The organism is Mesorhizobium sp. M0998, from assembly GCF_040318885.1.
In the GTDB taxonomy this organism is placed as follows: domain Bacteria; phylum Pseudomonadota; class Alphaproteobacteria; order Rhizobiales; family Rhizobiaceae; genus Mesorhizobium.
This window is the reverse complement of record NZ_JAMYND010000016.1, coordinates 53,807-74,687: the sequence shown is the minus strand read 5'-3', so window position 1 is coordinate 74,687 and position 20,881 is coordinate 53,807. Positions and strand designations below refer to the sequence as shown.

Below are 20,881 nucleotides of genomic sequence, written 5' to 3'. Positions count from 1 at the left end.
CGGTTGTCGTCCTGACTACCTAAAGGAGTTTCCAAATGAATGCGTCGCCAATCCTGACGGTTACCAACCTCAAAAAGTCCTATGGTACGTTGGAGGTCTTGAAGGACGTTTCCTTCGATCTTCGCCGCGGCGAGCGTCTCGCAATCATTGGGCCGAGCGGTTCGGGCAAGTCGACCTGCCTCAGGGCAATCAATTTCCTAGATCCGCCGACCGGCGGAAAAATCGAGCTAGAAGGTGAACTGATCGGTTTTAAAGCCAAGGCGGACCACCAGCGGCTGATGTCCGACCGGGAATTGGCCCCGCAACGCGCCGAGATCGGGATGGTGTTCCAGCTGTTTCATCTCTGGCCACATTTGACCGCGCGCGAGAACGTTGCCCTTCAGCCGCGCAAGGTGCAGGGGTTGTCGGCTCGGGAAGCCAACGAGTTGGCGGACGCAATGTTGAACGAGGTTCATCTGGGGCACAAACTCGATGAATATCCCAGCCGTCTTTCAGGAGGACAGCAGCAGCGGGTGGCAATAGCCCGCGCGCTCGCGCAAAAGCCGAAGCTATTGCTCTTCGATGAACCGACGTCGGCGCTTGATCCCGAACTCGTCGGCGAGGTGCTCAATGTTATCCAGGAGCTTGCCGATGAGGGACGCTCGATGGTGCTCGTCACCCATGAGATCGCCTTTGCGCGCCGCATGGCCGACCGCGTCATCTTCATGGATGGTGGGGTGATCGTCGAACAGGGCCCCCCGGACCAGGTTCTTGACAATCCGAAAGAGCCCCGGCTCCGCAAGTTCCTGTCCATCGTTTCACACGGGGAGGCCGTGCCATGACGCCGGAGACCTTTGGACCGATTGCGCAAGCTCTGCTCGCCGGTGTGGTCGTTACGTTGGAAGTGTCCGTTGGCGCGCTGATTTTTGCGGTTGCTTGGGGCGGGTTCCTTGCCACCATCCGTTTTCTCTATCCAGGCCGCGTGTTGGATCTCGCTATCTCGGCCTACGTCGAGGTCTTTCGAAATATTCCGACGTTGACGCACTTGCTTATCATCTATTTTGGGCTTGCCTATTTTGGCATCACGCTACCATCGCTCGCAGCGGCGATCCTTGCTCTAGGCTTGATCGGCGGCGCCGTAATGACGGATATCTTTCGTGCCGGCTTCCAGGCTGTACCAAAGGGGCAGACGGAAGCGGCACTTGCTACGGGGCTTCCGCCGGTTCTTGCCTTCCGACTCGTGGTGTTCCCCCAGGCACTTCGCATCGTCTTGCCTCCGATGGGAAATTACGCAGTCGGTCTGGTCAAGGACACATCCCTCGTCGCCGCGATCTCGGCGCCGGAGATCATGTTCAACGCGCGGCAGATCGTCAACGTCTCGTTCCAAACTGGGCTGGTTTATGGCACCGCGGCGCTGATCTATCTCGCGCTGACCTTCGCAATCACCGGTCTTTTTGCTCTTCTCGAGAGAAAGGCGGCGTACTGAGATGCTCTCCTTTTACGAAACAATTGCCGCGTATTGGCCAGACTGGTGGCCACGTCTTCGTGACGCAGCCTGGGTCACCATCTATATAACAGCTTTTTCGTTTGTCGTTGCCTTTGTCGTCGGGCTTATCCTCGAATTCTTGCGTACCCGACGGACGGCGGTATTTCGGCATGCAGCCAGCGTCTACATTCTTGTCTTGCGCGGCGTTCCGATCCTCGTCGTTCTCTACCTTCTCTATTTTGCGCTTCCGGGCTATGGGATCGTCATTTCGGCGGTTGCCGCCGGCGTCATCGGGTTGGGCGCGGTTCACGGCGCATTCCTCGCGGAAGTGTTTCGGGCAGGATTGATGTCGGTGTCGTCAGGACAACGCGAGGCGGCGCTTGCCGTCGGCCTGACCCCATTCCAGACGTTCGTCCTCATCCTGTTTCCGCAGGCGATCAGGATCGTCCTGCCGCCGCTTCTGATCAGCCTGATCTCGCTCCTGAAGGATAGCGCGATCTGCGCGCTGATCGCCGTCCCTGAATTGACGCTCGCCGCCCGGGCAATCATGGCGGAGACCTTCCTTCCCATGCATGTCTTCGTTCTTGTCGGCCTGTTTTATTTCGGGATCGCGTTTCCGGCCTCCCTTTTCGTAAGAGCGCTGGAGAAAAAGCTGACGCGAGGCCAAGCCAAAAAGCCGCGCGGGGGGACCCCCAGCCTCGCGGCGGTCGCAGAGATCAACGGAGTGCGTGAATGACGTCAGCTCCCTATGTCATCGCTTTCGATAACGTCGCCGCCACTCACTCTTGGATGCGATTTTCTCCGATCGTCGGGCGAGGTCCGGGTTACGACGCTGAGAGGCAATCTCAATGACACTTGATACTTTTGCGACGGTTGAAGAACTGGCCGAACGTTTGATCCGTCGCGAGATCTCCGCCGTGGAGCTGACCCGTGCGCATCTAGAACGGATCAAAACGTTGGATCAAACGCTCAAGGCATTCTGTGGCGTGGATGAGGATGCCGCGATCGGCGATGCGATGAGGGCCGATGCGCTGCTGGCGAACGGTGCATCTCCGTCCCCACTTTGTGGGATCCCGTTTGCAATCAAGGACATTTTTGACCAGGCCAACCGGCGCACCAGGGCTGGCTCCAATGCGCTGAATGACCGACTTCCGGACCGTTCGGCTGCCGCTGTCGCGAAGCTTTCCGAAGCGGGCATGGTCGCACTTGGCCGTACCCATATGGTCGAATTCGGTTTTGGAGGATGGGGGACGAACCCGGTTCAAGGAGCTCCCTGTAACCCTTGGGGCACGGATGAGCGCCTGGTTGCCGGCGGCTCGAGCAGCGGTTCGGCGGTGGCCGTCGCAGCTGGTCTTGCGCCAGTGGCTCTTGGCACTGATACCGGCGGATCGATCCGCACGCCGGCAAGCTGGTGCGGCGTCATCGGGCTGAAGACGTCACTTGGCCTCGTCAGTCGCCGCGGCGTGGTGCCGCTTTGCCCGACCCACGACAGCGTTGGGCCCATGGCGCGCAGCGTGCGTGATGCCGCACTGCTTCTGGAGGCGATGCTGGGATCCGATGAGAGGGATCGCTCAACGCTCTGCACACCGCTGATCAAGCCGCTCGAAGGCATCGAGAAGGGGATCAGGGGATTGCGTATCGGCCGCCTTGGCGAGCGCGATCTCGTCGGCGTCGAACCTGATGTCAGGGGCCAGTACGAACGAGCCGTGGCTGACTTCGCAAAGCTCGGCGCCGAGATCCAAGAGATCACCCTGCCCTTGTCCGCAAGCGCCTCCCTGGCAGGTGGTGGCGACATCATGAGCGTCGAGAGCAATGCGCTCTTAAGCCATTACGTCGAGGCTCCCGGAAGCCAGGTTGATCCTGTTATCGCCGAGCGGATCCGCCGCGGCGCCAGTATCAGCGGTCCGGCCTATTATAGGGCCCTTGAGCAGCGGCGGGAGGCTCAGCATGACTTTGCCGAGGCGGCCGCGAACCTTGATGCCTTCGTCACGCCGGGATCACACCGAACCCCCGTACCGCTTGCGGCGGTGGATCAAAACCTGCCTTCAAACCAGTTCGGTCGCCTCGTCAATTATCTTGACCTCGCCGCGCTGGTCATTCCCGTCGGGCTGACAGCCACGGGGCTTCCCGTGGGCTTGCAGATCGTCGTGAAGCGTTTTGACGACGCCCTGGCGCTCCGCATTGGCCGCACGCTTGAGAGAGAGCGTGATGGTCTTTTCAAGCCACCCCCCGGTTTCTGACGCCGCGCCAGTCGTCACATCGCGTACGAGACTGCTTCGTCGAATTGCAGGCCACGAGGAGGAACAATGAAAAAGCTGATTAACAACCCCGTCGACTATGTCGACGAATGCCTGGATGGGCTGATGCTTAGCCACCCCTGCGTTCTCGATGGCCGTCTTCGCCGGGTCGCGCGCACACCCGATGGTGTCCGAAAAGGCAGGGTTGGAATCGTATCGGGCGGAGGCTCTGGGCATCTTCCACTGTTTGGCGGCTATGTCGGCCACGGCTTGATTGATACCTGTGCTATCGGCAAAGTCTTTGAGGGACCTGCTTTGCACGCGTGCCTCGAAGCGACTCGGCCGGCCGATGGCGGGGCAGGTATCTTGCAGTTGATCGGGAACTAACGGCGGCGAACGGATGAATCTTCCCACCGCCCGCGAAACTCTCCAGGACGGAGGTTTCCAGGTCGAAACAGTGCTTGGCACAGACGACATCGCCAGTGCGTCGGCCGAGGAGAGCAGAAAACGGCACGGTGTTGCCGGCTTGATCTGCGCTTACAAGGCAGCAGGCCCTCGAGCCGAGGAAGGCGGAAACCTTCAGGAAGTCCGTGACACGGCGGTGCGGTTGAACGCACTCGGACAATCGGCGTGGCGCTGCCAAATTGCGGGTTCGGATCGACCAAGCTTCGCCCTGTATGATGCCTAGATCGAGATGGGCTTCCACGGCGAACCCGTATTTGGCGCGACGCGCTAAAACCCGCCGACAAGGTCGCGACCGAGATGATTGATTGACGCCTACTCGCAGAACGATCGTTAGACGCCGTCGACAAAGTCGCAATCCTCGTCAACAGCATGGGGGCGACGCCCGTGATGTGCTCTGATCCCTCTGGCCGCTTGGCAACGACCAAGGAAGCTGCAACAGTATGTGTCAGCCGTTGCGGCTCCAAACTCAGTCGAAATTCCCCGATCCCGGAGCGGGCTTACCTTTTAAAGGTCCGAGTCATGGGCGACGGGCTAAAATAGACTTGGGCACGCCGCCGCCGAAGCTCATCATGTCCTTGCATCAGAAACCCAGAGAAGTTGAATGAAGGAGCTTGCGAACGGTGTTCACTGACGTCGCCACCGCAGACTTCGGCGTTCATCGGAAATGCAGTCGCTTCATGAATTGTCATGCCTCATTGACCATCCCGCCAAGGCGCGGGCCGATATCGCACTTGCTTTCGATGGTATGGACCTCCCGCTTTATCAACCTCAGGAGCTTCTGAATCCGCTCTTGCGGCATTCGTGCACTAGTAGCGTTGATGACCAGTGCCCCCATAACATCTCTTCGCTGCGGCCGGATTGGCAGCGCAAGATATGAAATTCCATCGATTGGATGATCCTGATCTAAAGCATAGCCTCTCTCACGGATGGCGGGCAGTTGATTACGGATGTCATCTGCACTTAGTCCGCTGAAGGCGCTGTAGAGGTGAGCATTGGCGCCTATGATAACATTGGCTTCTTCAGGCGGCACAAAAGCGAGGATTGCGAGGCTTGCCGACCCGACGCCCAAGGGCACCTGGCCACCAATGTGACCGGTCAGACTGTCAATAACATAGGATCCCTCTTGCCTATCGATGCACACGATATTGGAGCCGCTTCGCGCCATCAGAGAGACGGTACTCTCTGTTTGAGCCGCCAGCCGCAATAGCGCGGGACGACAGCAACGACGCAAGCCCACGCCGTCGGCTGCTTTGGCTGCCAGCATGTATAGCGACAACCCTAAACGATAACGCCTCGTGGAGGGCTCCCTCTCGAACAACAGGTGCCGTTCAAGCGCACTTGCGATACGATGCGTCGTTGATAGAGTGAGGCCCAGAGCTTTCGACATTTCGTGCACACGTGCACCTTTCTCCCCAACTTCGCCAAGGTAGTTCAGTAGGGCTACAGAGCGATCTAGTAGCTGCGTGCCCTTTATTTCTTCAGTGTCATTCTTTTTGGTTTGGGTTCTCAACCAGGGGACCCTCCAATATTCGTTTCGACTTGCCGGCACGTCTCCTGGAGAAGGAAACGGTGTTGAAGCACATTTGCATGCACGCAGACGGGTAGCTGCGACGACAACCGATTAGATTCTTCACACCATTGAATTGCCTATGTTCAAAGTCGTCACGCTCACACCTTCTGGCCGCGCATCTATCACGAACTCAAAGGATAACTTCGCAAACTGACGCCGCCGATGTCCCTCTGAATCAATTGGCCCGAACAGCGCCCGATTGTTCAACGCGATTGCTATATTCAGCGAATTTTGCCGCCAGTTCCTCCGCGCGTTCTTCGCAATCGCCCAATGCCATTGCTTCGCAATCGTATCCGAGGAGTTCGCGCATAATTCCTGCCGACTCCTTAGTGAAGCGGACGGTTCCGTCGCTTTCCACTTCATCAATCCCATCATATCTCTGACATTGCCTGTTGATTTCCACCGCATCCTCGAGTGACAGGCCTTCAGGCAAATCGATCGAAATACCTGTTGGAGCAATCTTAACGGGATAGCCTCCTACGAGACCTAACGGTCCCGGCGCATGAACGATGCCCTCTACGTTGTCGGCGAACGCCCGCAGAACAGCTGTCGCCGACGATGCAGTCACTGCCTGTCCCGCGATGCCTCTTACTCGCCGAAAACGTCCGGCAACCGTCGCGAAGATTTTATCGTGGCTCAGTTCCTCAGGACTGATTCGATGGCCATCCCGATATACGGACAAATGGTAGGGTGCTCCGTTTGCGGAGCCGGTGCTCGGCATACGGTAACCGAAATAGTGTTGGGCAAACAACCGGACCTCGATCGCTTTCAGTTCGCAACCTAGCAGATGCGCCACGGCCAATCTGATGACAGGTACGGAATTCGCGATGTTACCGATTCCAATCGTCGGCGAGAGACCCTCAGCGGCAAGGGCGGCGTTTGTTACATCAGGGTATGATGCGTTCACGACCACGCTCTCAAGTCCGGCCTCTCGCACCGCTCTCATTAGGCGTCGCACGAGAACGAGATGCATAGGAGTCCATACACCGCCGCGTGCTTGATCGATCTGCTGGTAAGCATCCGGCGGTAATTGCGTTATGACCCACCATGAATGCAATGTCGTTGCATTGAAAATGATATCAGGATCGAGAGCCGCCAGTTGCTCTGCGGTAGCCTCTATATTCATAAGATCAATTGGCACCACCTCGATGACCGGATGGTGGCCGAAGTTAACGGCGGTGCACTTCGACAGATTGGTCCTTAAAGTGCCTTTCTGAACGTCTTTCACTCCGACGTGTAGATCGTAGGGCCTGCCGCTCTCACTAAGAAAATCAAGAACGGCCCCGCCAAGTACGCCGTGCCCAATAATCAGTATTTTTGTACGATCGCGCATATAAATTCTCCAAATCCCGCGAGAGAACGGCGAACGTATCATTGTCTAAAAGGAATATAAGGAGATTGTTGTGAATTATTGTTACACAAATGTCACGACTTTGTGTCTGAAATTTAACACTACGCCACAGTGTTTCGCCAATAAATTACAAATGGTGGAATGATATTCGCTACAATGTCCATGCCGGGAAGCGATCGTTGGCGGTATTGAACTGTAACTGAGCTTGTCGACATGACGGCGAACATGCCGGTTGCGGGATTGCGAAGCTTCTTGAGCGAGGCCCCGCAGACCTGGGAGAAGAAGATGTTGTCCTTAGCACCGCGCGCCGATGTCGTGTTCGAAATCAATCTCAATGCTGTTCAGGCGAATTTCCAGACCATTTCGGCAGTGGTCGGACCATACGTGAGGGTGGCCGCCGTCGTCAAAAGCGACGGCTACGGGCTTGGTCTCATTGAGATTACAAGGGCGCTGGTTACCGCCGGATGCGATCTACTCTTCGTTGGAGATCTGCACGAAGCGCTGCTTCTAAGGTCTTCCAAGATAGGGGCGGCGGTTGCAGTTCTTTGCGATGAGTTTACGAGGCTTCGACAATACTACCGATCCGACCGCCTCATACCCGTGGTGAACAATTGCGGTGAATTGGACACCATTAGCGCATCAGGGGAGGCGCAAATATACTTTCTCAATGTGGAAACCGGGTTCTCTCGCCAAGGCCTCACTTTCAACGACATACGACGCGGGTATCTTTGTGGCACTTTCAAACAGCATCCCCCTTCAGTTGTCATGAGCCACCTCGCATGCAGCGATCGTGTTGCCGACGCAACGAATGTGCTGCAAAGGAACCGCTTCCGCGCGATCTCCGATCTGCTTGAACCTGCCCGTTACAGCCTCGCCGCCTCCGCTGGTGTATGGCTGGGCAAGGCCTATCATTTGGACATAGTTCGAGTGGGCTCAGCGCTGTATGGGCTCAACAACGCCGGCATTCAACCGAACCCTCTTCAGCCCGTCGTCAGGCTTCGGGCGAAAATACTCGACGTGCGCAATGTGCCAAAGGGTGAGGCGGTTGGGTATGGCGCGACGTTTCGTACAATCCGAGCCAGCCGCATAGCGATCCTCGGAATCGGTTACAAGCATGGCGTGCCATGGGCCTGCGGGAACAAGATATACGTCAGGCTTGCTGAATATTCGGCTCCTGTAATCGGAAGGATGTCAATGGAATACGCTGTGGTTGATGTAACAGATTTTCCTGAGGCACTTTGTGGGCCGGGTGTCTTTGTGGAATTGCTGGGTGAAACTTTCACCGTCAATGATCTCGCTGCGGCGGCTGACGTTTATCCCCAGGAAGTGCTGACTCGGCTTGGCGCGGGTTGCACAAGACGATATGTAAATGATTCGTCTGCAACTGCCGGATTCCGGGCTGGTCAGCCAGTGCAGACGACGGGCCCGATCAGCTCGCGCTCCTGTCCAGAGTTAGGACCTGAGTAATGGCGAAGCCGGTTTTTCAAAAGCAATCGGCTCAGGATCCCAGCACCCGTTCCCAAGCAGAGACCGGCTCACTAAGTATTCCGAGTGCCCTGCTTCAGGGTAGTTATACGAAAGGGGTTCTCTTTATCACGATCTCTGCAGCAGCGTGGAGCACCGCAGGCCTGTTCGTTAGGGTTCTTCCACTTGACGCTTGGACAATTTTGTTTTGGCGCAGCGTTTTTGCGGCTGCCTTCCTGGCAGTTCACATATTCGCGGTTGGGCCAAAATACAGTTTCCGCTCAACGGGGCCCGGAATGATCGTTGCAACGTGTTGGGCGATCGCCATGTTGGCGTTCATCCCGGCGTGTCAGTTAACTTCGATCGCGAATGTAGCAGCAATCTATGCTGCGACACCAGTCTTTACTGCCATTTTGGCGTGGCTGTGGTTGCGAGAGAAGTTTCGCGCTGGGACCCTTTTGGCGATAGCTACGATACTTGCAGGGACCTGCGTGCTTGTCTGGGGAGCAGGATCTGGGGCCAGCCTCCTTGGCAATGCATTGACTATCGTCATGACCCTCACGACGGCGGTTGTGACAGTGCTTATCCGACGGTACAGAGAAGAATCGCTTCTGCCTGCCATCTTCCTGGCCAACATTTTGGTCTTGTTGGCGAGCTTTCGCTTCGCGGCGCCGCTTTCGCCAAATCTTCGAGATCTGGCGTATCTTGCGCTGTTCGCCCTCGTGCAAGTGGCGCTGGCTTTTGTGTTCTTTTCGGCTGGCGCTCGCCGGGTTCCAGCATCACAAGTTTCTCTGATTGGAGCGCTCGAGACGCCGCTTGCTCCATTTTGGACGTGGCTCGCATTCGGTGACATGCCTTCCACGTCTGCCCTCTTTGGAGGCGGCATAATCACCGCGGCAACGATCGGGTACCTTCTAAGTAATGTCGGCGCGCTAGGTCGAACACTTCCGTTCGACGGGCACACAAACCTGTAGCTAACGATCTTGAAGGGAGTGAACCTGCATGAATTTGCCACAGTTTACAAAAATCGATGGTGTTTCAGAGGTCGCGGACCAGTATCGCGCAGTAATAGTGGATCTTTGGGGCGTATTGCACAACGGTGAAGTCGCTTTTCCTGATGCAATCTTCGCGTTAGATGCGCTGCGGTCTAATGGTCTCGATGTTTGCCTTCTGTCAAACGCTCCCCGGCGTGCACGGCAAGTTGCTGAGAGGCTAACATCAATGGGTATAGGCTTATCACAATACAACCACCTGATCACGTCCGGGGAATTGGTCTACGAAGCTCTCGAAAATGCACCTGATCAGTGGCATGCTGCGCTCGGGCGGCGCTATTTCCACCTCGGACCATCTGATTTGAGAGGCTTGCTTTTGGGGTCGGACCGGTCAGAGGCCTTGTTGCCTCAGAACGCCGACTTTATTCTGAATACTGGGGTAAGCGACCCAAGAGTGATAGATGGAGCTGCAGAAGTGCTTAGAGAATGCGCGTTCCATAAACTGCCAATGATCTGCGCAAACCCGGATCTGGTCGTTTTAGTTGGCAATCAGCTGGTTAATTGTGCGGGGAGGCTGGCAGAGCAATACGAAGCGCTTGGAGGAGACGTTCGCTACCATGGAAAGCCATATTCACCCGCTTACCGACGTGCACTCGACCTACTGGGTCACGAAAGAGAAGAAGTGCTCGCAGTAGGCGATTCGTTGCGGACGGACGTTGCAGGTGCGCTAAACCAGGGCATGGACGTGGTCTTTATTGCCAGCGGCATCCATCGTGCCGATGCAGGAAAATTCTCTTTTGAGCAGCTTCAACAATTGCTTGCTGGAAAGCCCGTCCTTCCCACGTTTGTCGCCTCCCATTTTAGATGGTAGCAGGCGCACAAGAGGAGGAAAAGGGCTAGCGCGGTCGACGCCGCTCATTGCTCAACGTGGCCTGCTGCCGGTTCCGTGGACAGGCACTTAAGCTAACATCGCTATTTCCTCGAACTCAACTGGGCTGAGATAACCCAGCGTCGAGTGGCGCCGCTTGGGATTGTAGAAGCGCTCGATGTAGTCGAACACGTCCGCCCTGGCTGCGTCCCTCGTCCTGTAGACCTTGCGGGCCGTCCTCTCGGTTTTGAGCGACGAGAAGAAGTGCTGGTCCAATCAGCGCGCCAAACGGGATCGCTCGCCCAAAAGCCAGGCGACGCCTCGTCGCGGTCTTGCGGGGCGCTGTAGCGGGCGGAAGCAACCAACCCGCGTGTGACCGAAACATAGCGTTCTCGCCGGCCATTTCGCCGCGACCGCGGCGCGCATTGCGGCGAGCGAAGGTCCGATCCTCATCCTGCAGGACACCACCGAGCTTATTTACAGCCGCGCGCAGCCGGGCAAAATCGGCTTCACCAAGACCATCAACGCCGGGCGCTACAAGGCCGGGCAACCGCATAGACGCGGCCGGCGACAAGATGGTCTCGGAGGAGTCAGTAATTCGCGGACAGCGATTCCGCTAAATCCCGGACAGTTTTCGGGAGCGGATTTAGCGGTCGGTTCTTGGCTGCGCCCCTCTCAACATCATCGTGAGAGGCCAAACTGCCAGAACCGGCGGCAAGATCGCTTGGATATCCCTCACGCTCGTTCGTCTCGCTTGCTTCCGTCTCGGCATGGCCGCCTGACGGATGAGCAGGGTCTTTCGGTGCGTGAGTTGTCGGAACGGCTCAAGATCAGTAAGACGACAGTATCGACCTATTTGCTGCGGGCGCGGGAGGCCGGGCTGTCATGCTGGCCGCTGCCGCCGGGCCATGACGACGCGACGCGCTTCGTTCGACCTTAGCGTACGATTCTGAACAGCTCTTGTTCTGACCCCTATTACTCTGCAGCTCAGCCGTCTGAGATTTGGGATCGTTGGCAGGCTGGCCAGTCGATGAGTTCGATCGGGCGACGATTTGATCGGGAGTCCTCGTCGGTCTTTTCGGTGATCTCGCCGACAGGCGGAATTCGTCCGGCCGCTCGGAAACGGGCAAGCCAAGCGCTCAGTCTTAGTGAGCGGGAGGAGATTTCCAGAGGGCTGAGCACCCTCTGTTCGCTGCGTTCGATTGCTCGCCGGTTGGGTCGCTCGCCATCCACGATCAGTCGTGAAGTCCAGCGCAATGGTGGCCCGGATAGGTATCGGGCCGCACGGTCCGATCAGGCTGCCTGGGGGCGGGCCCTGCGCCCTAAACTCTTGGCGAGCCTGGAGCGTGATCTGATCGGTTTCGTGTGTGGCAGTGCGGCGGGAATCGCGCTTGGTTTTGGCGATCGGGTTTTCCCGCCTCGTGAAACGCTTGCTCGGGCCGGTGCTGCTGGTACACCGCCAGATCGCTCTCTTCGCTTGGGTGCCCCTGATCTCGATGTGGTTCGGCGGGGCGAGGCCGGCAAGGTCGTCTTCATCGCGCTGGCGGCGTTCCAGCCGACCTTGATCAACACCTGGCAGGGCGTATCCGGCATCCCGCGCAGCTATCGCGAGCTTGCCAACGTGCTGACCTTCGGCTGCTTCGACTTCGCCCGGATCATCGCCATTCCGGGAGCGCTGCCGCAAATCTTCATGGGCCTTCATGCCGCGCTGATCTATGCCTGGACCGCGACGGGGGGCCGAGCTTCTGCTCAACATCGCACCAGGGATCGGCGGGCGCATGAACGAGGGCCAGCAGCTGTTCCACATGGATCTATTGCTGCTGTGCATTCTTCTCCTCGGTGGCGTCGGAGTGGTCTTCAATGTCATCGCCGGCTCCGTGGAGCATCACTTTCTGCGCTGGAGGATTCCATGAGCGGCCCTGTCCCCATTTCTGAACGGGGACGTGGCCAAAGCCACGCTTGAAGATTGCTGACGTCAGCAAGAGATTCAGTGTCGCCGGCCATCAGGTCCAGGCGCTGTCGCATATCCATCTTGCAGTCGACGACGGCGAGTTTGTCAGCATCGTGGGATCCTCTGGTTGCGGCAAGTCCACCTTGCTGCGACTCGTCCTCGGCCTCAACACTGATTGTGACGGCGACATCCGGGTTGATGGACAGAGGGTGGAACGGCCGGGTCTCGACCGCTCGATCGTTTTCCAGGAGCACAGGCTTTTGCCCTGGCTCAATGTCGAGGCCAATGTCGCCGCGGCGCTACGCCAAAGTCGGTTGGGCGCTGGCGAGAGAGGCGAACTCGTTCGCGATCATCTGCATCTCGTCGGCCTCGACCAATTTGCCAAAGCCTATCCCGCCCAATTGTCGGGTGGGCCCAGTGCGCACGTCGCTGCGAAAACGGCCAACAGAAGGTCAGCAAAGTGCGCGGGCATGGACTTGCCGGAAAATCTCGGCTTAGTTAGGCAATGGTTTCCACGATCTCATAGCGCTGGATCAGCGGCCCAATCCCCTCGTTGAGCAGGGTCAGGACGTTCTGGGTCGTCGGTGCGAGAAGTTCAATCCGCTCGATGCGAACCGGACTCCATGAAGGCTCCTCATCCTCATCCGAGGTGACTTCGTCGCGGAGCTCACGGACGACCTGCCGCACCTCCTCCAGTTCTGTAAAGAAGAAACCTGGGATTCCGGTGTCTTTCCAGCGGTCTTCGCTCGGCTCAGCCTCAAGTGAGTAGGTATATAAAATCATGGTTCAGATGATCTGCATCCTCTACAGTACGCCTCCGCCGGATGCTACACTTGCCTACCTTGCCGCCAAAAATCAAATCCCTTTTGCCGCAAACGGTCGATCTTGGATCATCCGAACGCGCCACCGGCTTCGTCTTCTTCGGCAAGGGTGGCGAGGTGGCGACCAAACGGCTGCATGGATGAACGCATCTTCGTGGCTGATTATTGCAATGTACAGCAGGCCAAAACTCGCGCACCGCCTAAAACGCTATTGTTCCACAAGGCGCTGTTGAGCGTTTAAATGTCCGGCGAGACTGAGAAGCAGCCGATCGAGACTTCAAGCCATGGGTTCTCGAACGATGGTTTACGGCAATACAATTTCAAGATGATCCACATCCCTGAGCGCTATGAAAGAGCCTGGACGACAGTCTGGCCTCACACGGAAGACCTCGTCCTGCACGACCCCCATATGGACATCCGCACCCCGACCCACGAACTCACCCGGGCGCATGCCGTGCTGCGGACCCGGCGCCGGATTCTTGCGCAAAAGCCGGACTGGGCGCTGTCGCGCCCCGGCCTTTTGGTCCTGCGCGGGCGCGAAGGGGAGGGCGGCGACAACGCGGCGAGCGCGGCACGGGCCGGCTCCGGTGCTGATGCCGCGACGGCGGCCGCCGGGCCGGACGACGGCTCTGGCGACAACGCCTATGGCGACGACATCGACCAGGCGGATGCGCTGGCGCAAGAAATGGCCGAGATCGACGCCGTGCTGGCCCGCTCCAGCCGGCTGCTGGCGGGCGAAAATTTTGCGCCGCGCGCGGCGGACAGCCCGGAGGTCGACACGGCAGGGCAGGGGGCAAACGCGCGGGAGGCCTTGCCGAACAGTCTCGGGCCGCTCATCCGCGATCTCGACTGGGACGAGGACCAGCGGCTTGCCGACTGGCTCGCCGTCATCGACCGGCTGCGCGGCGAAACCATGCCGGCCGTGCTGGCCGCGGCGATCGCCTGGGAGGCATGGCAAGACATCGAACCGCTGCAGCACCAGCACTGGCTTGGCAATCTGCTAGTGGCCGCGCTGCTCAGGGAACGCGGCAAGGCTAGCTCGCATCTTTTTGCTCTCAACTCGGGGCTGCGTTTGATTGCCCGGGAACGGCGCAACGCCCCGGTCCGGATCACCCGATTGCTGGCTGTCCTCGACGCGTTTGCAGAGGCCGCCGCAGCCGGGCTGAAGGAACTCGACCGGCTGGTGCTGGCCAAAGGTCAGATGGAACGTCGGCTCAGGAAGCGGCGAAAAAACTCGAGCCTGCCAGCGTTGATCGAGCCGGTGCTGACGCGGCCGCTGGTGTCGGCGGGTCTGATCGCGGCCGAGCTGAAAGTCAGCCAACGCGCCGCGCTCGGTCTCGTCGCCGAACTCGGTATCCGCGAGGTGACGGGCCGGGGGCGCTACCGGGCGTGGGGGATTATGTAGGATCGCCCGAACTTGTCTCCGGCAAATCCAAATCATGCAGCATCAAGCCATTGAGCTACACGGCTTTCGCAGGTCGGGATTTTCGTCCCCTGGATTCATCGTCTGTTCTACGGACCCTGCCGGGCGCCGTGCCTGCAATGTCCGTCCTCGCCTAGGGCTGCTTACGCTCACGGGGTTCGATCCGGTTCAAGGCCGTGCCTCCGATTTGCCGTTCCGCCTAAGCTACCACTTTGGCTCCGGCTGATAGGCCATTTGCGAAACCACTTTCGTTGCGTCGCCGCGCCGTTGATACTTCCCGATCAAAGCTGCCTCGTCCTCCTCCGAGACCGAATTGACGCGATAGAGGTTCCACATCTTGTCATTGGTTGGCGAAAGACGATATGTCCTGCCGTTGGCGCGGCAATACCAACGCGGGGATTTCTGCAGCTGCGTCCACTTGCAGTCAGCGCCTGACAGGAGCCGCTGTTCGCGAGCTATTCGGTCTGCTTCACGCAATCTCTGATAGCGTTTCTGCTGCTCCGCCCGAAGGCGCTCCTCTCCCCGTTCTACGCGGTCCCTGAGTAGGCCAATGATGGCTGGAAGCTCGGTCTCGTTAGCCTTTTCCTTCTCGTAAAGCGCGAGACAGCCCTTTTGAAGCTCCTCTTTGGGATATGAGTAGTATTCCTCCTCCTCAAACGCTTTCAGGCGCTGGCCGACGTCTGTCGCCGTAACCCGTGGCCCCGGCATTTCATTGATGAAATCACGCAGAGCCTCGACCGGTATCCAACAGCCCACGGCTGACTTGAGCAGGACCTCGCGTTGCCCATCCCACTTCCTCCAGATCGAGTTGCCCCGGTCAACCCGCCTAACTATCTCCTGCGCCAATCTGATCAACGAATATGGGTCGCGGATGTGGCGCAGGGACGGGCTTTTCACGTAGTCAAAGAGGAGTTCCTTAACGACCGAAATGCGTTCGTCTTCTCTCATTGTATAGTTCCTGCTCGTGTATGATCCTCCATAAAGCCTTCGGCGAAGCGGGCGGGCAGTGCGACCGGCATGACCGTGCAATTGCGGATCGTTTGGTCTTGGCGGTGCTGCGGCCAGCGCTGCAGTGCTCTCTCCCGCATCGGTGTACCCGTTGTCATGAGAGAGGCGGGCGCGAAAGCCAGAACTCCTGACAAATCATAGCCGCGAACATCGTTTTGTTGAGGCCGACTCTTTGCAGTCCGTCCCTCACATCATTATAACGCTTGAACACATCGCGTCAGCCGGCGCGTTAAATACCGGGGTTGATTAATGGCTGGTGAAGAAGCTGCACCATGTCGCCATCGGGGGGCGCCACCGGAGGAGGTGGTAAATCGCGTTGCCGAAATCGTCAGCGGCATCGCCGATGAGCCGCAATACCTTTATCAGCGAGGACTTTCGGCGGACGAGTTTAGATTGGCCCTTCCTGCCGCGATCGAGAAGCTTCGCGGCAGCACGGCCGCCAGCAATGCCGATCGGCGTGACTTTCTGGGTATGATCTTCGATCATATGTTGGCTGTGGGCGCGATAGCCAGTGTGGTTCGCCCAGTCTACGGAAAGGATACGGTTTACCAACTGGCCGTGCCTGACATTGGTAACGTAGCCATCATCCAGAAGGGGTGTCCCGACGGCGCTCACAGCAGCGTTGCATGGTCTGTTCCCTCATGGGCTGTCGAGACCTACCTTTGGTGGTTGTGCCCGAGTCTGGCCTCGGAACCCGGAGAACATGTTTTCAAAGGGGTCAACCGACTCCGCCGTCGCTTTTTCTCGGATGCACCAGATACGCTTGATGGCATCATCTTCCACAATGACCTCTGCGGGTCAGACCTTCGACCGTGCCCGAAGATGGGCCGGGCGGTGGAGATTGGCGGAAACCGCATTCCTCCTCCGTGTATCTGGATCATGCCGGAGCGGGGCCAAGGACCTGCCTTCAACTGGGACGGTCGCCGCCAGCGGCGTTTCCCGGCAGTTCTGCTCTCGGCGTTCAATGTCGATGCAGGCAATGCAAGTGTTTTGACCGGGTACATCGGGTTTCACCAAGGCGTCCGCGGCATCAGGACCACAATCGCCTCCCGGTTTGGTCCGGGACGGTTAACGACCTTCAGGAGCTAGTAATGATGAACCCTGTATTAGACCAGGAACGAGTTCAACACCTTATCGCGCGCCAGAGCTCGTCGAAACGACGCGCGCTGCTGGCCGCCTGGTCGCGGCCAGATCGCGAACTGCCGCTGGTGGACCTGGAGGTGACGTGGGTGCGACTCTCCACTCTGAACCACCGGACTAAGGCTGAGCAGATGCGAGAGATTGAGACGAAGGGGCGCCCAGACCTGTTTTCGGCGGACCCGATGGGGTCGGGAGCACAAGCGGCACAGCTTCGTATCTTGAGATCTCAGCCGGGCTTCGATGATCTCAAGGCTGATCTGAGAGAACGTGGTCAGCAGGAGCCGGCCGTAGCAACTGCGGAGGGCGTTCTTGTAAACGGCAACCGTAGGTCCGCTGCGCTTCGTAGCCTCTATTTAGACGATCAGCATGCGCCTTCTCGATATGTCCGCTGCCTCGTCCTTCCGGCCGATGCGACCATGGATGAACTCGTCGATCTCGAGACTGAGCTGCAGATCGCACGTGACTTCCGCGAGGACTATTCGTGGGTCAATGAAGCGCTCTTGATCGAGGAACTGTTCAACCGCGAAGCCCAGAACTGGGATCGAGTCGCGGCGAGGATGCACAAGGATGTACCCAAGGTTCGGGCACAGTATGAAAAGCTGCAGCAGCTGCATCAGCTGGTGGCACTGTCAGACGGCACTCGCCACCACGCCGACTTTGATGAGAACGAGTCGGCTTTTGAGGAACTCACTAGGCACATCCGAACTAAGCCTAAGGCTGAGGCCAATTCCGTTCGCGGCGCCTACTTCCTTGGCACGCTGACCGGGGTCAACTACCGCGATCTTCGCCACCTTCAGCGGCCGGATGCCGCCGCACTAGTCAGGCAGGAACTGGAATCGGATCCGACAATCGCACCGCTGCTTTGTGCCATCAGGCATGATGTGCCCAACAACGGCGGCGATGTTCTCGATGACGCCCTCGGTGATGCGGCACAGGAAGAGGACCTTTCCGATATCCTCGCCTTCTTCGCGCGCAAGCGCGGCGAAGAGATAGTGACTCTCGCAGATGGCAAGAGCGCTGTCGTATCCGATCTGATTGCTTCCGTAGGGGCTGCCGTCGCCGTCGCGGCACAGGAAGCCGATGAGGATTCTAAGGACGTAAAGGCGCTCGTGGCTCCATTGAGCCGGCTTGCCGCCGCCAAGGAGCAGGTTGGCCGCGCAGCCGCTGCGCTTGAACGGGCGCGTAGCTTTGACGGATGGAATGAAGCCGACTTCCAAACAAAGGTGGCCGCGCTCAAGGCCGAAGTGAGCAAGCTCGAGGCACGCGGATGATCCGTGCCGAGCTCTATCGGCAGGACCGTCCGACGGTCGTCGTCGATCGTTTGGACGACACGAATCCTGGTGCCTGGGCCCGGCTGCAGGAAGCATTTGCTCGCGGCATCCTCACTGGATCGGCACGACAGTCAGTGGTGCACCCGGATGTGTTCATGGCGGAACTCGATGTCCTACGCGACATTCGGGCAGTGTTTGCAGAGCGGGTTGAGTTAGGACCGACCCTCACATCACAGTTGCGATTAATGGCTGATGATCGCCGTGCCCGTTCCGTGGCGATCGAAGCCGGTGAAGCAAGCGAAACCGAGCTTGAGGCCCTCGCGGCCGAGCTTGAGGCCGCCGGGTTCAAAAGAAATTTGAAGCCCTTTCAACGGAGAAATCTCGCCCGCCTCATGCGTCTGCCGCATGCTGCGGACTTTTCGGTTCCTGGAGCGGGTAAGACGACGGTGGCGCTGGCGGCATTTGCTTTGGGTCGCGCTCGAGGAAGTATCGACCGCCTTATGGTCGTTGCGCCAATCGCCGCCTTCGGAGCCTGGGATGAGGATGCAGTCGCTTGCTTCAAAAAGCCACCGCGCGTTGTAATCTTTGGGGGTCCCGAAACAATTATCCCGCAAGACACGGAGATCCTGCTCTCAAATTACAATCGCGTCGCAAGCGACTATGACATCATCAGAGCCTTCGTAGCGAATGGGGCTACCAAGGTTGTGCTCGACGAAGCCCATCGCGTAAAGCGCGGCGCTTCGGGGGTGCACGGTCGTGCTGTGTTGGATTTGGCCTATGCGGCTCATCGCCGAGACGTGCTAACTGGTACGCCGGCCCCCCAAGGCGCGCACGATCTCGTGGCTCTGGTGAAGTTCCTATATCCGGGTCAGGATCGCCAGATTCTTCCTAGGTCTGCTTACATCGAAAGGCTGGGGCGCGATCCGAATGTTCTCGGTGAGACTCACGCAGCGATTACGCGGTACTTCGTTCGAACTCCCAAGAGCGAGCTGGAGCTGCCTCCCACAACGTTCGAGGTTATCCGCAGACAAATGGGTCCCATCCAAAGCGCGATCTATGATGCGCTCGTGGGTCGCTACCGCGCCACATTTTCGCTTCCCGACCGCGGTCGGCACGAGATGCAGCGCCTTGGCCGCATAGTAATGTACCTGCTCGAGGCCGCGACAAATCCCATGCTGTTAACGGCCGGTTCGGATGAGAGTGATGATCCAGGATTCCTTCACCCGCCGCTCGAGTTGTCGAGCAGCGAGCCGCTCGTCAACCTGCTACAAAGCTACAAAAGCTTTGAGACGCCGTGGAAATACCAACAAGTGCTTTCCATTGTAGCGGCAGCAGCCGAACGCGGCGAGAAGGTCCTGATCTGGTCCAATTTCGTGCGCAACCTGAAGGTGTTGGCTCGAATGCTTGCGCAATATCAGCCGGCGATAGTGCATGGAGGAGTTCCCTCCGACGACGGTGCTCCCCCCGGCGACCTAACGCGCGAGAATGAATTTCGGCGGTTCCGACATGATGTCCATTGCGTGGCGCTCCTGGCAAATCCTGCAGCCTGCGGCGAGGGCATCAGCCTCCATCACTGGTGTCACCACGCTGTGTTCTTGGATAGGACGTTCAATGCGGGCCACTTCCTGCAGAGCCAGGATCGCATTCACAGGCTCGGGCTGTCGGCGGATGTAAAAACGCGTTTCACGCTACTCATCAGCTCGAACACCATCGACAATACGGTTGACGGAAGGCTTCACGACAAGGTCAGGGCGCTTTCCCGTTTGATGGATGATCCCGGCCTAGTCCAGATCTCACTACCTTCTCCAGATGAGGGCGAAGGCGGTGCACCTGCGTTCGAGGATGACTGGCAGGCCGTTGCCGCACACGTCGGAACCATAGATGTATGAGTTGCCAAGTCGCGGACGCTGTCATGCTGCCTTCCTGCTGGCCTACAGTGCGCGGCTTAGGCCTTCAGTTGACTTCAACTCTTGGGTGATATCCGCGAGCGGGAAGTCGACCATCATGGCCGCCTCAACTGACGTCCTAGGTACCGCGAGGCTGCTCGTAGATATCAACCTCGCTAGCATAACCGATGTCGTCGCGATCAATCCCGTCCTTGCCGCTTTCGACAGCAAGGCTGATCGACGTTGTCTGTTGGGCATTGCCCGTCTCTTGCTGCAGAGATGCCCTCCGGCGTGGATTGGAGCTGCAATTGTCGACGGGCGTCTGGCCCCAGAATTCATTCCCGATAGTGACCTAGAAGCCCTTTCCTGGCTTGGGCAGGACCTGGAACCGCTGCTCGTCGAGATACATCATCGGCTAACACGTGCGGCCTTTGACGAGCGCAGAAAGATGCTCGGCAATGCTGGCGAACTCGCAATCATGTCGGCCCTTCGTTATGAGAGATACTCACCGGTGCATGTGGCGCTCCTCTCTGATTGGTACGGCTACGACATTGAGAACCGTCGGGCCTCTGCTACCGAGCGCTTGGAGGTGAAGGCGTGCGTAAGAGCCACCGCAGACCGCGTATTCGTGTCGCGCAACGAATTCGACAAAGCAGCAAAGTTCGGGTCCGAATGGCGACTCATTCAGGTGATATTTTCGTCAAGTGTAATGGTGGAACGAACCATCGTAGCCGCTCACGTAGAGGAGGTCCGTGAACTTAGCAGCGGCGCGCTCCAAGCGTTGGCTCCTGATCCATCGCCGACGTTCCAATGGACCGATTCCGCTGAATTTCGCCCGACCCCCGATATGTGGATTCCAAGCGCACTGCGCGTGGATAACACCTTTTCGTCGGAGTGTAGGTAAGATGTGCGCGCCTCGTAGTCGCTTGCGCGTCCAGAGAACTGTAAGACCAGCCATCCGGAAAGACC

Annotated in this window: 21 protein-coding genes and 2 pseudogenes; 18 read left to right on the top strand and 5 right to left on the bottom strand. The window is 58.4% G+C overall.

All coding sequences use genetic code 11. The features are described from left to right. Window positions 1–35: 35 nt before the first annotated feature. From NKH59_RS17230 to NKH59_RS17205, 6 genes are all read left to right on the top strand, one after another. A complete protein-coding gene (locus NKH59_RS17230) occupies window positions 36–821 on the top strand; it encodes an amino acid ABC transporter ATP-binding protein (RefSeq protein ID WP_352641336.1) in 786 nt (261 codons plus the stop codon). Next, the gene (locus NKH59_RS17225) at window positions 818–1,465 is read left to right on the top strand and encodes an amino acid ABC transporter permease (protein ID WP_352641339.1); all 648 of its coding nucleotides are present in this window, start codon (window positions 818–820) and stop codon (window positions 1,463–1,465) included. The genes NKH59_RS17230 and NKH59_RS17225 overlap by 4 nt, the downstream gene beginning before the upstream one ends. Before the next feature lies 1 nt (window position 1,466). Next, window positions 1,467–2,201: an amino acid ABC transporter permease gene (locus NKH59_RS17220; protein ID WP_353022515.1), complete on the top strand. Its 735-nt coding sequence runs from the start codon at window positions 1,467–1,469 to the stop codon at window positions 2,199–2,201. A gap of 112 nt (window positions 2,202–2,313) precedes the next feature. Continuing rightward, a complete protein-coding gene (locus tag NKH59_RS17215; RefSeq protein WP_352641342.1) occupies window positions 2,314–3,705 on the top strand; it encodes an amidase in 1,392 nt (463 codons plus the stop codon). Between the two features lie 66 nt (window positions 3,706–3,771). Next, window positions 3,772–4,089: a dihydroxyacetone kinase subunit DhaK gene (locus NKH59_RS17210; RefSeq protein ID WP_353022514.1), complete on the top strand. Its 318-nt coding sequence runs from the start codon at window positions 3,772–3,774 to the stop codon at window positions 4,087–4,089. 13 nt (window positions 4,090–4,102) lie between these two features. Then, on the top strand, window positions 4,103–4,390 hold the full coding sequence (locus tag NKH59_RS17205; protein ID WP_353022512.1) for a dihydroxyacetone kinase subunit DhaK: 288 nt from the start codon (window positions 4,103–4,105) through the stop codon (window positions 4,388–4,390). Between the two features lie 462 nt (window positions 4,391–4,852). Here the strand turns inward: NKH59_RS17205 and NKH59_RS17200 are convergent, their stop codons facing one another. Together NKH59_RS17200 and NKH59_RS17195 are read right to left on the bottom strand one after the other, a co-directional pair. After that, entirely contained in the window at window positions 4,853–5,677 is an 825-nt protein-coding gene (locus NKH59_RS17200; protein ID WP_352641346.1) for an IclR family transcriptional regulator, read from the bottom strand. 235 nt (window positions 5,678–5,912) lie between these two features. Beyond that, entirely contained in the window at window positions 5,913–7,070 is a 1,158-nt protein-coding gene (locus NKH59_RS17195; RefSeq protein ID WP_353022510.1) for a hypothetical protein, read from the bottom strand. Between the two features lie 231 nt (window positions 7,071–7,301). Here NKH59_RS17195 and alr point away from each other — a divergent pair, with 231 nt between their 5' ends. The 3 genes from alr to NKH59_RS17180 are packed head-to-tail and all read left to right on the top strand — an operon-like array spanning window position 7,302 to window position 10,415. Then, window positions 7,302–8,555 carry an alanine racemase gene (gene alr / locus NKH59_RS17190; RefSeq protein WP_353022509.1) on the top strand — a complete coding sequence of 418 codons (1,254 nt, stop codon included), beginning with the start codon at window positions 7,302–7,304 and terminating at the stop codon, window positions 8,553–8,555. Beyond that, entirely contained in the window at window positions 8,555–9,526 is a 972-nt protein-coding gene (locus NKH59_RS17185; RefSeq protein ID WP_353022507.1) for a DMT family transporter, read from the top strand. Before alr ends, NKH59_RS17185 begins: the two co-directional genes overlap by 1 nt. 28 nt (window positions 9,527–9,554) lie before the next feature. After that, window positions 9,555–10,415, top strand: a complete 861-nt coding sequence (locus NKH59_RS17180; RefSeq protein WP_353022505.1) for a TIGR01459 family HAD-type hydrolase — start codon at window positions 9,555–9,557, stop codon at window positions 10,413–10,415. Between the two features lie 87 nt (window positions 10,416–10,502). On the opposite strand, the pseudogene NKH59_RS17175 reads toward NKH59_RS17180, so the two are convergent. Then, window positions 10,503–10,682: pseudogene (locus NKH59_RS17175) on the bottom strand (IS3 family transposase); the annotation flags it as partial. A 454-nt stretch (window positions 10,683–11,136) separates the two neighbouring features. On the opposite strand from NKH59_RS17175, the pseudogene NKH59_RS17170 reads away from it, so the two are divergent. The 3 genes and pseudogenes from NKH59_RS17170 to NKH59_RS17160 all read left to right on the top strand — a co-directional run. Then, window positions 11,137–11,346, top strand: a pseudogene (locus tag NKH59_RS17170) (winged helix-turn-helix transcriptional regulator); the annotation flags it as partial. 96 nt (window positions 11,347–11,442) lie between these two features. Continuing rightward, window positions 11,443–12,375 (top strand): helix-turn-helix domain-containing protein, encoded by a 933-nt coding sequence (locus NKH59_RS17165; protein ID WP_353022503.1) that lies wholly within the window; start codon window positions 11,443–11,445, stop codon window positions 12,373–12,375. Further along, window positions 12,372–12,920: an ATP-binding cassette domain-containing protein gene (locus NKH59_RS17160; protein ID WP_353022501.1), complete on the top strand. Its 549-nt coding sequence runs from the start codon at window positions 12,372–12,374 to the stop codon at window positions 12,918–12,920. Before NKH59_RS17165 ends, NKH59_RS17160 begins: the two co-directional genes overlap by 4 nt. On the opposite strand, the gene NKH59_RS17155 is transcribed toward NKH59_RS17160, so the two are convergent. Then, window positions 12,862–13,146 (bottom strand): hypothetical protein, encoded by a 285-nt coding sequence (locus NKH59_RS17155; protein ID WP_352625640.1) that lies wholly within the window; start codon window positions 13,144–13,146, stop codon window positions 12,862–12,864. The two genes, NKH59_RS17160 and NKH59_RS17155, sit on opposite strands and share 59 nt — an antisense overlap. Window positions 13,147–13,196: 50 nt before the next feature. Between NKH59_RS17155 and NKH59_RS17150 the strand changes: the two genes are divergently transcribed. Together NKH59_RS17150 and NKH59_RS17145 are read left to right on the top strand one after the other, a co-directional pair. Then, window positions 13,197–13,328, top strand: a complete 132-nt coding sequence (locus NKH59_RS17150) for a hypothetical protein (RefSeq protein WP_352641367.1) — start codon at window positions 13,197–13,199, stop codon at window positions 13,326–13,328. Window positions 13,329–13,425: 97 nt separating this feature from the next. Continuing rightward, on the top strand, window positions 13,426–14,589 hold the full coding sequence (locus tag NKH59_RS17145) for an RHE_PE00001 family protein (RefSeq protein WP_502908707.1): 1,164 nt from the start codon (window positions 13,426–13,428) through the stop codon (window positions 14,587–14,589). 222 nt (window positions 14,590–14,811) lie between these two features. Here NKH59_RS17145 and NKH59_RS17140 read toward each other — a convergent pair whose 3' ends face one another. After that, window positions 14,812–15,555 (bottom strand): hypothetical protein, encoded by a 744-nt coding sequence (locus NKH59_RS17140; protein ID WP_353022497.1) that lies wholly within the window; start codon window positions 15,553–15,555, stop codon window positions 14,812–14,814. A gap of 309 nt (window positions 15,556–15,864) precedes the next feature. On the opposite strand from NKH59_RS17140, the gene NKH59_RS17135 reads away from it, so the two are divergent. From NKH59_RS17135 to NKH59_RS17120, 4 genes are read left to right on the top strand one after another with little or no spacing between them, the layout of a single operon-like run. Continuing rightward, a complete protein-coding gene (locus tag NKH59_RS17135) occupies window positions 15,865–16,704 on the top strand; it encodes a hypothetical protein (RefSeq protein ID WP_353022496.1) in 840 nt (279 codons plus the stop codon). Between the two features lie 2 nt (window positions 16,705–16,706). Beyond that, window positions 16,707–18,026, top strand: a complete 1,320-nt coding sequence (locus NKH59_RS17130; protein ID WP_353022494.1) for a ParB N-terminal domain-containing protein — start codon at window positions 16,707–16,709, stop codon at window positions 18,024–18,026. Next, window positions 18,023–19,915, top strand: a complete 1,893-nt coding sequence (locus NKH59_RS17125) for a DEAD/DEAH box helicase (RefSeq protein WP_353022492.1) — start codon at window positions 18,023–18,025, stop codon at window positions 19,913–19,915. The genes NKH59_RS17130 and NKH59_RS17125 overlap by 4 nt, the downstream gene beginning before the upstream one ends. Further along, a complete protein-coding gene (locus tag NKH59_RS17120) occupies window positions 19,908–20,816 on the top strand; it encodes a protein NO VEIN domain-containing protein (RefSeq protein WP_353022490.1) in 909 nt (302 codons plus the stop codon). Before NKH59_RS17125 ends, NKH59_RS17120 begins: the two co-directional genes overlap by 8 nt. Window positions 20,817–20,881: the final 65 nt, after the last annotated feature.

Coding starts and splice junctions, on each gene's coding strand:
- NKH59_RS17140 (WP_353022497.1), bottom strand. CDS start 15,555: ATGAGAGAAGACGAACGCATTTCGGTCGTTAAGGAACTCCTCTTTGAC.
- NKH59_RS17135 (WP_353022496.1), top strand. CDS start 15,865: ATGGCTGGTGAAGAAGCTGCACCATGTCGCCATCGGGGGGCGCCACCG.
- NKH59_RS17145 (WP_502908707.1), top strand. CDS start 13,426: ATGTCCGGCGAGACTGAGAAGCAGCCGATCGAGACTTCAAGCCATGGG.
- NKH59_RS17185 (WP_353022507.1), top strand. CDS start 8,555: ATGGCGAAGCCGGTTTTTCAAAAGCAATCGGCTCAGGATCCCAGCACC.
- NKH59_RS17165 (WP_353022503.1), top strand. CDS start 11,443: ATGAGTTCGATCGGGCGACGATTTGATCGGGAGTCCTCGTCGGTCTTT.
- NKH59_RS17155 (WP_352625640.1), bottom strand. CDS start 13,146: ATGATTTTATATACCTACTCACTTGAGGCTGAGCCGAGCGAAGACCGC.
- NKH59_RS17180 (WP_353022505.1), top strand. CDS start 9,555: ATGAATTTGCCACAGTTTACAAAAATCGATGGTGTTTCAGAGGTCGCG.
- NKH59_RS17125 (WP_353022492.1), top strand. CDS start 18,023: ATGATCCGTGCCGAGCTCTATCGGCAGGACCGTCCGACGGTCGTCGTC.
- NKH59_RS17220 (WP_353022515.1), top strand. CDS start 1,467: ATGCTCTCCTTTTACGAAACAATTGCCGCGTATTGGCCAGACTGGTGG.
- NKH59_RS17120 (WP_353022490.1), top strand. CDS start 19,908: ATGTATGAGTTGCCAAGTCGCGGACGCTGTCATGCTGCCTTCCTGCTG.
- NKH59_RS17195 (WP_353022510.1), bottom strand. CDS start 7,070: ATGCGCGATCGTACAAAAATACTGATTATTGGGCACGGCGTACTTGGC.
- NKH59_RS17205 (WP_353022512.1), top strand. CDS start 4,103: ATGAATCTTCCCACCGCCCGCGAAACTCTCCAGGACGGAGGTTTCCAG.
- alr (WP_353022509.1), top strand. CDS start 7,302: ATGACGGCGAACATGCCGGTTGCGGGATTGCGAAGCTTCTTGAGCGAG.
- NKH59_RS17210 (WP_353022514.1), top strand. CDS start 3,772: ATGAAAAAGCTGATTAACAACCCCGTCGACTATGTCGACGAATGCCTG.
- NKH59_RS17225 (WP_352641339.1), top strand. CDS start 818: ATGACGCCGGAGACCTTTGGACCGATTGCGCAAGCTCTGCTCGCCGGT.
- NKH59_RS17215 (WP_352641342.1), top strand. CDS start 2,314: ATGACACTTGATACTTTTGCGACGGTTGAAGAACTGGCCGAACGTTTG.
- NKH59_RS17130 (WP_353022494.1), top strand. CDS start 16,707: ATGATGAACCCTGTATTAGACCAGGAACGAGTTCAACACCTTATCGCG.
- NKH59_RS17230 (WP_352641336.1), top strand. CDS start 36: ATGAATGCGTCGCCAATCCTGACGGTTACCAACCTCAAAAAGTCCTAT.